We start from the raw sequence: 12866 nt of genomic DNA, 5'->3' as shown, positions 1-12866 counted from the left end.
TCTTATGGTGCGACGACCACAAACTCCACGCGCTTTTTCGAAATCAAACCATGGCCGTTCTGGCAAAAATAATCCACCGCACCGCAGGCTTTCAGCACATTCAGCGGCTTATGGCATTCCGGGCACAGCGCCTGTAAGGTGAAATCTTGCTCGCACTGTGAACAATGCACGCTGCCGCCCTGCTGCTCCAGCGGATCCTCACAAACCGGACACTTCAGTTCCATCGTTGACTCCTTCGTCATACGGAAATCTTCAGGCTATTTTACCACAGCCTCAATGCGAGCCGCGCAGTTGCTGCTGTAACTGCAGCAGCGCCGTCACTTCTGCAATGCGGCGTTGGGTCAGTTGGCTGACCTGTTCAGGCGCGCGCGCGAATACGCTTTTAGCTCCAAGGATATGTCGCGCCAGGCAGCGATCGTACACCGGGCCTTCCATTTTCCAGCGCTGTACATTTTCGCCCTGCCACACTTCCAGCACTTCACCGGAACCGCGTCGGTCCTGGCTCAGAATGGTTCCGTTTCGCAAATGCAGGCGAACGCCTTTTTGCCCACCGGCTGGCCCCGCATATTTGTTCAGCCACATCTCCAGCGGAATACCACACAGCTCACCCTTCAAATGCGCGCTACCTTCTGCGGTGGTGGTATCGCCTATCGCAATGGTGTTGCCCAAACGGTCTTTGGCTTCGCACAGCATCAGGCTCAGGCGGTCGTTGGTACCAATGGCTGCCAGCGTTTCGTGCATCATCGCCAACACATGCGTGCCGATATCAACAATCACGCCGTCGGGATGACGAAGCGTACGAGTGTCAGGTTCGCCAGTGGCGAAATTCAGCGCAACCGGCTCACCTTTATCATTAAACCCGCTCGGTTCGAGCAGATACCCTTCGATTTTGACGATATCCGCGAGGGCTGAAATGGAGGACTGCATCGTCGGATAATCCGCTTCCGGCAGCCAGTCGCTTTCCGGCTTACCGCAAAGCAGCTGCGCCACGCCGTCGCGTGCCATCCAGTGGTCAAGTGCGAGTACGCGGTTCACGTTTTCCGGCATCGCTAACAGTACCTGAAGCCGGGCGAGCTGTTCCAGCGTGGCGGCAACCGGCTTTTCTACTACGATGCGCGGCACCGCAGATTTCAGCACCTGTTCCAGCACCGGCAAATGCCACAGCGACCCGGTGGTGATGAACACCATCTCGGGCTGTGTCGCCAGCAGCGCATCGAGTGAATCGCAGCGGGTCATGCCCGCAGGCGCTCTGGACTCATCAATATCAAAACCGTAACAGTCCGCCAGCGGTACGTTGAGGCGCATAAGCGCGGGTAGATACGCAGTGTCGAGAACCGCGCCAAGACCAATGAAACCCATTTTCATCATAAACCTCAGAAACAAAAAAACCCGCCATCAGGCGGGTTCGTATCGGTACCGCGCCAGAAAAACGTTGGCGCTTACTTACCTTTTTTAATGTGCTTGATCAGACGCTTACGCTTACGCATCTGATTCGGCGTAAGAGTGTTACGCTTGTTCGCGAACGGGTTTTCCCCTTCCTTGAACTGAATACGAATTGGCGTACCCATTACTTCCAGTGATTTACGGAAGTAATTCATCAGGTAGCGCTTGTAGGAATCCGGCAGGTCTTTCACCTGATTACCGTGGATAACCACAATCGGTGGGTTATAACCCCCGGCGTGAGCATATTTCAGCTTCACGCGGCGACCGCGAACCAGCGGCGGCTGGTGATCTTCCGCAGCCATGTTCATGATACGGGTCAGCATTGCGGTGCTCTGACGATGCGTCGAGCTGTCGTAAGCTTCACGAACGGATTCGAACAGGTTGCCTACACCACTACCATGCAAGGCTGAAATGAAGTGCACGCGGGCGAAATCGATGAAGCCCAGACGGAAGTCGAGAGTCTCTTTGACCTGCTCTCTCACTTCGTTGCTCAGGCCATCCCATTTATTGACCACGATAACCAGTGAGCGCCCACTATTGAGGATGAAGCCGAGCAGCGAGAGGTCCTGGTCAGAAATACCTTCACGGGCATCGATAACCAGCATAACCACGTTGGCGTCTTCAATCGCCTGCAGGGTTTTGATAACCGAGAATTTTTCTACGGTATCCGTAATTTTTCCGCGCTTACGCACCCCGGCGGTGTCGATGAGGATATATTCACGCTCATCGCGTTCCATCGGGATGTAAATGCTGTCACGCGTAGTGCCCGGCATGTCGTAAACCACAACGCGGTCTTCACCGAGAATACGGTTAGTTAGCGTTGACTTACCGACGTTCGGACGACCAACGATAGCAAGTTTGATTGGCAGGCTGCGCGGGTCGAAGTCATCTTCCGGCTCTTCAATCGGTTCGCCATTCTGTTCTGCTTCGAACTGAGCCCAGTACAGCGCGTCTTCATCGACCTCTTCAACCGGCGCGACTTCATCCATAAATGGCAGCAGCGCGTGTTCAATCAGACTGGTGACGCCACGGCCGTGGGACGCAGCAATCGCGTGAATTTCACCCAGGCCCAGAGACCAGAAATCCGCGACCGCCTGATCCGGGTCGATACCGTCAGTTTTGTTGGCAACGAGGAACGTCGCCTTTTCACGTGAACGCAGGTGTTTGGCGATACCTTCGTCCGCAGGCATCAGCCCGGCACGCGCATCAACCATAAACAACACGACATCAGCCTCTTCAATCGCCAGCAGCGACTGTTCCGCCATGCGCGTTTCCACGCCTTCTTCCGTGCCATCGATACCACCGGTATCGATACAGATAAACTCGCGGCCTTCCACTTCAGCACGACCGTACTTACGGTCACGAGTCAGACCCGGGAAATCCGCGACCAGCGCATCTCGCGTGCGCGTCAGACGGTTGAACAGCGTGGATTTTCCAACGTTAGGGCGCCCGACAAGCGCGACCACAGGTACCATGATAAATGCCTCTTAAATTCTAAAAACAGTAAAACGGCCCCTGCTAAAACAGGGGCCGTTTGCAATGCATACAGCGAACAAACTTAACGCGTAATGGAGTACAGCGTTCCGTCTTTCGCCTGGATCAGCAGTTGCCCATCGGCTACCACAGGATCGGTCAGGAATCCTGAGCTGTCCACTTCTTGCTGAGCAACGAAGCGACCATCCTGCGGGTTAATCCAGTGCATATAACCTTCGCTGTCAGCGACGACCAGGCTGCCATTGTACAGCACTGGAGACGTCAGCAGACGGTGCAGCAGATCGCTCTGCGTCCACAGCGTCACACCACCTTCGGTGCTGAGCGCCAGCAGACGGTCGTCCTGATCGACCAGATAAATACGGTTGCCGTCGACAACAAAATCATTCACTGAGCCCAGTTCACGTTTCCACATGATCTGGCCACTGCGCAGATCCAGCGCGGTCAGGTTGCCATTGTACGCGAGCGCGTAAACAACACCATTCACGATGACAGGCGTCGTGTCCACGTCACTCAGACGATCGATTTCAGTCGGACCGGTGGCCTGAGAAATACGCTGCTGCCAAATCAACTGGCCCTGCTGCATCAGCACGGCGTTGACGCGGCCGTTATCGCCACCCACAATCGCTGCGCCAAAGGCAGTTGCCGGAGCGGATTCACCGCGCAGAGAAAGTGCAGGCATATCGAGGTTAACGGTCCATTTAATTGCACCGTCGGTTTCGTTCAATGCCTGCAGCTGACCGTTGCTGGTGTGGATCAGCACAACGCCGTCGCTCACAACCGGACGGGACAGCGCTTCACCGGCAACGCGCGTTTGCCATGCAACGGTACCATCGCTGGTATTCAGTGCATAAACCTGTGCTTTCTCGGAGCCGACATACACGTGGCCGCCATTTACCGTCAGGCCGCCAGACAGCAGCGCCGGTAAATGGGAAAACCAGCCGTCTTTCTCAGCCAGGTTCACGGACCACACTTCTTTCCCACTTTCCGCGTGCAGAGCTTTCACGGTGCCTTTACGGTCTGCCGCGTACACTACGCTGTCGGCATATGCCGGGTGCAGGTTAGAGTAGAAATCGCCAATACCGCTACCTACGGACTCGCTCCAGGAGGTCGTCGGGGTAAACTGATTTTCAACCGTTGGCAGCGGGGACATTTTCACAACGTCTTCTTCGCTGTTAAACAGTGAACAACCGCTCAATAACGTAACAGACAGCAGTCCTGGCAAAAGTAATTTACGCAATTGCATCGGGTCCCTCTCAGATGGACAAATTATTCATTTTCATGCGCATCATTTCGCTGAGCGCCGGTGAAGCATCACTTTTTACGCCAGCTTCCCAGGCGGCACGAGCCCCCTGCTTATCGCCTTTGCTTAACAGGATTTCACCGCGTAAATCCGCGACGATTGCTGTCCAGCCTTCCCCTTTAATACCTTCAAGGGTTTTCAGTGCTGCATCAGGCTGTTTCATTTGCAGCTGGACGCGGGCCAGACGCATATTAATAACCGATTTCAGGTTATCATCAGGCGCAGCTGCCAGTCCCAGTTGCAGTTGTTTTTCTGCTTTATCCAGCTGGTTTGCATCAACAAATTGCTGAGCCAGCTCCAGTGCGGCAAACGCACCGTAAGCATTTTTTTGATTCGCTGCGATGTTTTCCACAGCGGCGTAGGTGTCAGGTTTGCCCGCTTTCAGGGTGCTCACGGCGCTTGCATAGGCCTGTGAGGTCTCGCGGGAATTATTTTCCTGATGCGAAGACCAGTAACGCCAGCCAACCAGCGCTCCAATCCCCAGCACAACACCCACCGCCAGCGCTTTGCCGTTTTCAGCAAAGAAAGTTTTAAGTGCGTCGACCTGTTCGTTATCGTTACTGTAGACTTCCACGCAGTTCTTCTCCTGAATAATAGTCCCGGGCGATTAGCCCAGCAGTGTGCGCAAATGCGCGGCAACGCTGTCCTGCGTTACAGTCGTCTGCTCACCAGAGCGCAAATCTTTTACCACCACGTTGCATTCAGTGACTTCAGACTCACCCAGCACCAGTGCGACGCGAGCCCCCCACTTATCGGCACGAGCAAACTGCTTCTTGAAGTTACCGCCACCGTGGTTGGTCATCAGTTTGATGGCCGGCAGCTCATCACGCAGCACTTCAGCCAGACGCAATGCGGCGGACTGAGTACCAGCGCCAGAGGCGACCAGGTATATATCGACAACGGGATCGGCTTTAAATTCCGGATTAACCGCCTGAACCAGTAAAACTAAACGCTCGAGACCCATCGCAAAGCCAACGGACGGCGTAGCACGGCCGCCGAGCTGCTCGACTAAACCATCGTAACGGCCACCCGCGCAGACGGTGCCCTGAGAGCCCAGGCTGCTGGTAACCCATTCGAAAACGGTGCGGTTGTAGTAGTCGAGACCGCGAACCAGACGCTGGTTCACGGTGTAGGTAATGCCCGCTTCATCCAAAAGCGCACAAAGACCGGCAAAGTGTTCACGAGATTCTTCGTCGAGATAATCACCCAGCGCAGGGGCGTTATCGAGCAGCGCCTGAACGTCAGGATTCTTGGAATCCAGTACGCGCAGTGGGTTGGTGTACATGCGACGTTTGCAGTCTTCGTCGAGCTTATCTTTGAACTGTTCCAGATAGGCGACCAGCGCTTCGCGGTAATTCGCGCGCGCTTCCAACGAACCGATAGAGTTCAGCTCAAGACGAACGTGCTCAGAAATGCCCAACGCACGCCACCAGCGCGCGGTAAGTAGAATCAGCTCCGCATCAATGTCCGGGCCCTGCAGGCCAAAGACTTCGCAACCCAACTGATGGAACTGACGATAGCGCCCTTTCTGCGGACGCTCGTGGCGGAACATCGGGCCGATATACCACAGACGCTGTTCCTGATTGTACAGAAGACCATGCTCGATGCCGGCGCGTACACAGCCCGCAGTCCCTTCCGGACGCAGCGTCAGGCTATCGCCGTTGCGGTCCTCAAAGGTATACATTTCTTTTTCAACGACGTCGGTCACTTCGCCAATCGCGCGTTTAAATAACGGGGTCTGCTCTACAATCGGCAAACGGATTTCGCTGTAACCGTAGCTGCCGAGCACCTGTTTCAGAGTGCCTTCAATGCGCTGCCAGAGAGCGGTTTCGCCCGGCAGGTAATCGTTCATGCCGCGAATGGCTTGAATGTTTTTTGCCACGTTTTTTCTCTTTATAAATACAAAAATGAACCCTGACGCCCGGAGCGCCTGCGGGTTCAATCATACACGGGAAGCGTGCTGCTTCCCAATACGTTATTTTGCTTCGACTTGCTGCACGTCGATGCGACGCGCTTCGTCGAGAATGCTGGCCTTGGCGCGAATCCGCGCTTCGAGCTGGCTAATCATATCGTCGTTGTCGAGACGGTCTTTACGCACGCCGTCTTCGTACAGGCCGCTTTTCTTATTCCCGCCGGTCACACCGAGGGTAGACACCAGCGCTTCACCCGGACCATTCACCACACAGCCGATGATCGAAACGTCCATCGGAGTAATGATGTCTTCCAGGCGCTGTTCCAGCGCGTTCACGGTGCCTATCACATCAAACTCCTGACGCGAACAGGTCGGGCAGGCAATGAAGTTGATCCCGCGAGCGCGGATGCGCAGCGATTTAAGAATATCAAAACCGACTTTGATCTCTTCAAGCGGATCCGCCGCCAGCGAAATACGCAGCGTGTCGCCGATCCCTTCAGAGAGCAGCAACCCAAGGCCAACGGCCGATTTAACCGCACCGGCACGTGCGCCGCCTGCTTCGGTGATCCCGAGGTGCAGAGGCTGATCGATTTGCTTCGCCAGCAGACGGTAAGACTCTACGGCGAGGAACACATCGGAGGCTTTTACGCTGACTTTGAACTGATCGAAGTTCAGACGATCGAGGTGATCGACGTGACGCATGGCGGACTCAAGCAGCGCCTGCGGCGTTGGCTCACCGTATTTTTCCTGCAGATCTTTTTCCAGCGATCCGGCGTTAACGCCGATGCGGATAGGGATGTTTTTATCGCGTGCGCAGTCAACAACCATGCGAATACGCTCTTCGCTGCCGATGTTGCCGGGATTGATACGCAGACAGTCAACACCATATTCGGCCACTTTCAGCGCGATTCGGTAATCAAAGTGAATATCGGCCACCAGCGGTACATTGACTTGCTGCCTGATAAGCTTGAATGCTTCGGCCGCATCCATGGTCGGCACTGACACGCGGACGATGTCCGCGCCGACGCGTTCAAGAGCTTTAATCTGGTTGACCGTGGCTTCCACATCGGTGGTACGTGTGTTGGTCATGGACTGTACGGTGATAGGAGCCCCATCACCGACTGGCACGTTCCCTACGTAAATGCGTTTGGATTTCCTACGCTGAATAGGTGCTGAGTGATTCATACAAAATCTCCATAATTACTTGAAATTCAGTGATTTACTTATTATTCAGCATTCACTGTCAATCGCGCAACCTGGTTTGTTCTAATAAAGCGACTCAGGTCAACAGGTTTACCCTGGAACTGAATTTGTACTGCCGCTGGGGCGCCAATTTTGAGCTTATATGGCGCCTGACCTTCTAAATTCAGGGTACCGTCTTTTCGCTGTAGACCACTGAACAGTTTTTTACCCGTAGAGTCGGTCACTTCCAGCCAGCAGTCGGCGTTGAAGTTCATCACCAGCGCATTCGGGCTCGCCGTTGGCGTAACCGCAGCCTGATCGGTCGGCAGTGGTGCAGCCGGCGTTGCAGGGTTGGCGGCCGAAGCGGTGTTATCCACGTTTGCCTGAGACGGTGAAACAACGGCGTTATTCTGCGCGTCAGGCACAGTTTGAGCAGGTGCAGTCTGTGCCGTTGCGCCAGGCGCATTGGCATCAGCGGCAGGAGCGGGTTGCGAATTATCTGCCGTTGCGTCAGGTGCCTGACTCTGTGCACCGCTGGTATCCAGCGGGACATTCTGACTACTGCTGTCGTTAGCGTTCAGTTCAGCGCTGGACTGATCCGCCATCGTCGAAATCTCTTCCTGCTGCGCTTTGTGGTTTTGCCACCACCACGCACCGGTCAGGCCGATAACAACAAACAGAACCAGCCAAGTGAAGCTCATCAGCCAACCGTCGCGTTTCTTACGACGTTTACCTAAAGACATGTTCTGCATTGGTGCCATTTTCGCGACGCGAACAGGCACCTCTTTTGCGAGAATAGGCAAAAGCTCTTCTTCAGGAATGTGAACAAGACGGGCATAGGAACGGATGTAGCCACGCAGGAATGTTGAAGCGAGTGAGGCAGGCGCCTTGTCGTCTTCAATATCGCGAACCGTGGAAACCTTCAGGCATAAGCGTTCAGCGACGGCTTGCTGGCTGAGTCCGAGTTGTTCACGGGCGTTACGCAGGCGCGTCCCCGTGCTTTGTGCTGCTTGTGGGTCTTGAGTGGCTTCAGTATTCATTCGCTACAGCTGCTGCTACGTAAATTTAAGGTTCTGGTGGCGGAAAACACCGCACCGCGAAACATCTCATGCCCGTCATCCGACAGACAGTATTAACACGTTAGGCTAACCTTTTAAACGTAAGGCTAACCGGTTGTTGCCCCGCTACATACTGCCTCAAACCAGGCAGAAACGCACCGTAATTATTAGCCGGATCAGTGCGTTTCGTTTAATCCTTAAACATTTTAGACGCCGCGCAGAAAAATGTGCGCGGCGTCCAGTCCATCAGACTGCTTTCACCGCAATCGGTTCACCCTGCATGCGTTTGCGCATGGTACGTTTAGTACGGTCGATAACATCGCCGGCCAGCTGTCCGCAGGCGGCGTCAATGTCATCTCCGCGAGTTTTACGCACGATGGTCGTGAAACCGTAACCCATCAGAACTTTTGAGAAACGGTCGATTCGGCTATTAGAGCTGCGGCCATACGGCGCACCCGGGAACGGGTTCCACGGAATCAGGTTAATTTTACATGGCGTATCTTTCAGCAGTTCCGCCAGCTGATGCGCGTGATCCGTTTCGTCGTTGACGTGATCGAGCATCACATACTCAATGGTCACACGGCCCTGGTTCGCGTTGGATTTTTCCAGATAGCGGCGCACGGCACCAAGGAACGTTTCGATATTGTACTTCTTGTTAATCGGTACAATTTCGTCACGAATTTCATCGTTTGGTGCGTGCAGGGAGATAGCCAACGCAACGTCAATCATGTCTCCGAGCTTCTCAAGCGCAGGCACCACGCCAGACGTGGACAGCGTAACGCGACGTTTGGACAGGCCAAAACCGAAGTCATCAAGCATGATTTCCATCGCCGGAACAACGTTATTCAGGTTGAGCAGTGGCTCACCCATGCCCATCATCACCACGTTGGTAATTGGACGCACGCCGGTTTTTTTCTGCGCGCCGATAATTTTCGCAGCCCGCCAGACCTGGCCAATAATTTCAGACACGCGCAGGTTGCGGTTAAAGCCCTGCTGCGCGGTCGAACAGAATTTACATTCCAGCGCACACCCAACCTGAGAAGAAACGCACAGCGTGGCGCGGTCATCTTCCGGGATATACACCGTTTCAACGCGCTGATCGCCCACGGCGATAGCCCATTTGATCGTACCGTCTGAGGAACGCTGTTCTTCCACCACTTCCGGGGCGCGAATTTCAGCGACTTCTTTCAGCTTATTGCGCAGGACTTTATTGATGTCGGTCATCTCATCAAAGTCATCACAGCAATAATGATACAACCACTTCATCACTTGATCGGCGCGGAAAGGTTTCTCACCTAAATTATTGAAAAACTCACGCATCTGCTGACGGTTTAAATCCAGCAGGTTGATTTTGGCATCTTGATTGGGAACCGTCAGTGAGACGTTTTCAGGTGTGACAATTTGTTCAGACATAGTGTATTCCGGCCTCGTTATTACACGTTATGGCCCATGGAGGGTTGAAAAAGAAACGCCCCGGCGAGCAATCTGCTCTTCCGGGGGCGTTGCATTGTACAAATTTTGGCGCACGGATGCCACGTTTGCACGCGGCATTTACGAAATAATTAACGCGTACGGGAACAGACTTCGCCTTCTGCGAAGAAGTACGCGATTTCACGCTGTGCGGACTCAACGGAGTCAGAACCGTGGGTGCCGTTTTCGGTGAAGCTGTCAGCGTAATCTGCACGCAGCGTACCCGCCAGCGCATTCGCCGGGTTGGTTGCGCCCATCAGGTCACGGTGACGCTGTACTGCGTTTTCGCTTTCCAGTACGGAAACCACGATTGGACCGGAAGTCATGAACTCAACCAGGCCGTCAAAGAAAGGTTTGCCGTCGTGTTCAGCGTAGAAGCCACGAGCCTGCTCAACGGTCAGGTGCAGCATTTTGGTACCGACAATTTTGAACCCTGCAGCTTCAAAGCGCGCAAAGATGTTGCCAATAACGTTTTTTGCCACCGCGTTAGGCTTGATGATGGAAAAAGTACGTTCAATAGCCATGATAACCTCTGTTTTCTGTTCTGTTGTTGTGCATTCGGGCGAATACCTGGCGCGCATTATAATGAGCAAAAATGCCCCTGCATATGGATGAAGGTAACATTTTGTTAAAATAAGACGAATGTCAGCAACACGCGCCCGTAACCCACTGAAAGTGCATTTATTGCAGCGTAAAGGTGGCAGCCGCAACCTGTCCAGCCTCATCCATGACCACCAGCTGGTATTCACCGACTTTATCAAGAGACAGTGTTACATTCGGCCCCGTGCTCTCTGTCGGCTCACCGTTGATAAACCACCAGCGCCGCCCTTCCCCACCGTTGGTCTGCAACGCGACTGCCGCCTGCATTTCACCCGGCAGACGTTTGATGATTGCCCCGTCGCGCACGCCCGATAACGTCAACGGAATCAAATCCTGCTGATGCAGCGGCGGACAGCTTTTCGATGCGGCGGGTAAACGTGCCGCGCGCCGCTCACCGGGCGGTAACCATGGCTCGAGCGGTAACGGCCAGACGTCGAGCGTTGTCTCTTTTGCATCGGGGCAATCTGGCGCAACGCGCTGCCCTTGTGCATTCAGCCACACCGGGAAGCGAATGCCACGCAGGCCGTCCTGGCCCGGAAGAAGCAGCGTCGGCGGCTGGCTGTTATCCAGCAGCCAGGTAGACAGCCGACGCCGGCAGTTGCTGTCACCCGCCACCAGCGCCTGTCCGCCTGGCCAGCAGAGGGTGCCAGTGCTGACGGAATCAGGGCGCGGGTCGACAGGCAGGCCATTTTTCGCGGACGTAGCACGGGCCAAAAGCATATTACTGACCTGATTTAACAGCGGAATAGCACTGATAAAACCAAACTGACCAACCACCGGCGTGCCGTCCGGACGCCCGGTCCAGATGCCAATCACATACCGCGCGTTAATCCCGATAGCCCAGGCATCGCGGTAGCCGTAGCTGGTGCCCGTTTTCCACGCCAGCGGGACTACCGCAGGCAGTGAGCCGTCCGGCAACGGCTGATCCTCACCCGCCAGAATGCGACGAATAATCCACGCCGATCCCGGAGACAACAGCGGGCGCTCAATCAACGGATCGCCTGGCAGCAAACGTAATCGCCCGGCTTGCCCGTGACGCGCAAACGCGCTGTATGCGGCGGTAATATCGGCCAGCCGCGCCCCGGCCCCACCGAGGATCAGCGATAAATTCGGCTCATCGCCACCGGGCAAAATGAGCGGTAATCCGGCATTGCGCAGACGAGCAGCGAACTGTTTCGGCCCATAGGCCTCCAGCACCTGCACCGCCGGGAGATTCAGTGAACGCACCAGCGCATCGCTCATGCTAACCGGGCCGTGGAAACCGCTGTCAAAATTTCCCGGTCGATAATCACTGAAACGCCGTGGAACGTCCTGTAACAAAGAAGCTGGATGAATAAGCCCGCTGTCCATTGCCAGACCATAGATGAACGGTTTCAGCACCGATCCCGGCGATCGCACCGCGCTGACCATATCCACATGACCAAAGCGGCTGTCATCGCTGATGTCCACCGAGCCGACCCAGCCGCGCACTTTCATGTTGGTGTGATCGACCACGATCATCGCCAGCGAACTGCGCGGCGGCAGACGCGACTTCCAGTTCAGCGCCAGCTCTTCCAACTGACGCTGGAGAGAAACGTCCAGCGTAGTGACGACTTTTTCACTGCGGCTTTTTGCCAGCACCCGGCGGGAAAACAGCGGAGCCAGCTGAGGCATTTGCCGTGGGAACAACCAGACGGGTTCTTGTCGGGCTTCTTTGACCACCTGTGACGACCATACCCCCTGCGTCAGCATGCGTTCGAGCACCTTATCGCGCGCGGCCTGAGCCCGTTCCGGCCATCGATCGGGCCGCAAACGGCTGGGCGCCTGCGGAAGCACTGCCAGCAGTGCGGCTTCGGAGTAGCTGAGCTGTTGCGGCGGTTTACCCAGATAGGCCCAGCTCGCCGCGCCAATCCCCTGCAACGTGCCGCCAAACGGCGCGCGGTTGAGATACAGCGTCAGGATCTGACGTTTATCGAGATGCCATTCCAGCTGGAAGGCGCGCCACAGCTGACGAATTTTTCCCCCGAAGGTACGAGGATGCGGATCGAGCAGACGTGCCACCTGCATCGTGAGCGTGCTGCCGCCTGAAATCACCCGTCCGGCGCGCAGATCCTGCCACGCCGCACGCAGCACCGACAGCGGATTCACACCCGGGTGATCCCAGAACCAGCGATCTTCATATTGGATCAGCGCCTGTAAATAACGTGGCGAAACGTCTTCAATGGTGACCGGATAGCGCCAGATCCCTTCGGCATCAGCAAAACGCCACAGCGGCGTGCCATCCTCCGCTACGACAACGCGTGCAGGGGTGACCTCATTGAGTGGAAGTGGCCAGAGTCGGTCGGCCAAAAAGGCCGTCAGTCCGCTAAAAAGGAAAAACCCCGCCAGCCAAAGCCAGCGGGATTTTTTGAGACGAGTGAATGTCATC

11 protein-coding genes are annotated in these 12866 nt (G+C 55.3%); all 11 read right to left on the bottom strand.

Annotated elements, in window-relative coordinates; translation table 11 throughout:
- Positions 1-2: 2 nt before the first annotated feature.
- Positions 3-224 carry a zinc ribbon domain-containing protein gene (locus MUU47_RS15595; protein ID WP_258989078.1) on the bottom strand — a complete coding sequence of 74 codons (222 nt, stop codon included), beginning with the start codon at positions 222-224 and terminating at the stop codon, positions 3-5.
- 49 nt (positions 225-273) lie between these two features.
- Positions 274-1365 (bottom strand): Gfo/Idh/MocA family oxidoreductase, encoded by a 1092-nt coding sequence (locus MUU47_RS15590; RefSeq protein ID WP_258989389.1) that lies wholly within the window; start codon positions 1363-1365, stop codon positions 274-276.
- Between the two features lie 74 nt (positions 1366-1439).
- A complete protein-coding gene (gene der / locus MUU47_RS15585; RefSeq protein WP_159776208.1) occupies positions 1440-2918 on the bottom strand; it encodes a ribosome biogenesis GTPase Der in 1479 nt (492 codons plus the stop codon).
- Between the two features lie 83 nt (positions 2919-3001).
- Positions 3002-4180, bottom strand: a complete 1179-nt coding sequence (gene bamB / locus MUU47_RS15580) for an outer membrane protein assembly factor BamB (protein ID WP_258989076.1) — start codon at positions 4178-4180, stop codon at positions 3002-3004.
- A gap of 10 nt (positions 4181-4190) precedes the next feature.
- The gene (locus MUU47_RS15575) at positions 4191-4811 is read right to left on the bottom strand and encodes a YfgM family protein (RefSeq protein ID WP_258989074.1); all 621 of its coding nucleotides are present in this window, start codon (positions 4809-4811) and stop codon (positions 4191-4193) included.
- Between the two features lie 33 nt (positions 4812-4844).
- A complete protein-coding gene (gene hisS, locus MUU47_RS15570) occupies positions 4845-6119 on the bottom strand; it encodes a histidine--tRNA ligase (RefSeq protein WP_258989072.1) in 1275 nt (424 codons plus the stop codon).
- A 93-nt stretch (positions 6120-6212) separates the two neighbouring features.
- Positions 6213-7334 carry a flavodoxin-dependent (E)-4-hydroxy-3-methylbut-2-enyl-diphosphate synthase gene (gene ispG / locus MUU47_RS15565; protein WP_258989071.1) on the bottom strand — a complete coding sequence of 374 codons (1122 nt, stop codon included), beginning with the start codon at positions 7332-7334 and terminating at the stop codon, positions 6213-6215.
- Positions 7335-7375: 41 nt separating this feature from the next.
- On the bottom strand, positions 7376-8371 hold the full coding sequence (gene rodZ / locus MUU47_RS15560) for a cytoskeleton protein RodZ (protein WP_258989069.1): 996 nt from the start codon (positions 8369-8371) through the stop codon (positions 7376-7378).
- Between the two features lie 264 nt (positions 8372-8635).
- Positions 8636-9802 carry a dual-specificity RNA methyltransferase RlmN gene (gene rlmN, locus MUU47_RS15555; protein WP_258989067.1) on the bottom strand — a complete coding sequence of 389 codons (1167 nt, stop codon included), beginning with the start codon at positions 9800-9802 and terminating at the stop codon, positions 8636-8638.
- Positions 9803-9951: 149 nt separating this feature from the next.
- On the bottom strand, positions 9952-10383 hold the full coding sequence (gene ndk, locus MUU47_RS15550) for a nucleoside-diphosphate kinase (RefSeq protein ID WP_159776223.1): 432 nt from the start codon (positions 10381-10383) through the stop codon (positions 9952-9954).
- Between the two features lie 157 nt (positions 10384-10540).
- Positions 10541-12865: a peptidoglycan glycosyltransferase PbpC gene (gene pbpC / locus MUU47_RS15545; RefSeq protein WP_258989066.1), complete on the bottom strand. Its 2325-nt coding sequence runs from the start codon at positions 12863-12865 to the stop codon at positions 10541-10543.
- Position 12866: the final 1 nt, after the last annotated feature.

It is taken from the genome of Scandinavium hiltneri (genome assembly GCF_024764835.1).
In the GTDB taxonomy this organism is placed as follows: Bacteria; Pseudomonadota; Gammaproteobacteria; order Enterobacterales; family Enterobacteriaceae; genus Scandinavium; species Scandinavium hiltneri.
This window is presented reverse-complemented; position numbering and strand designations above follow the sequence as displayed.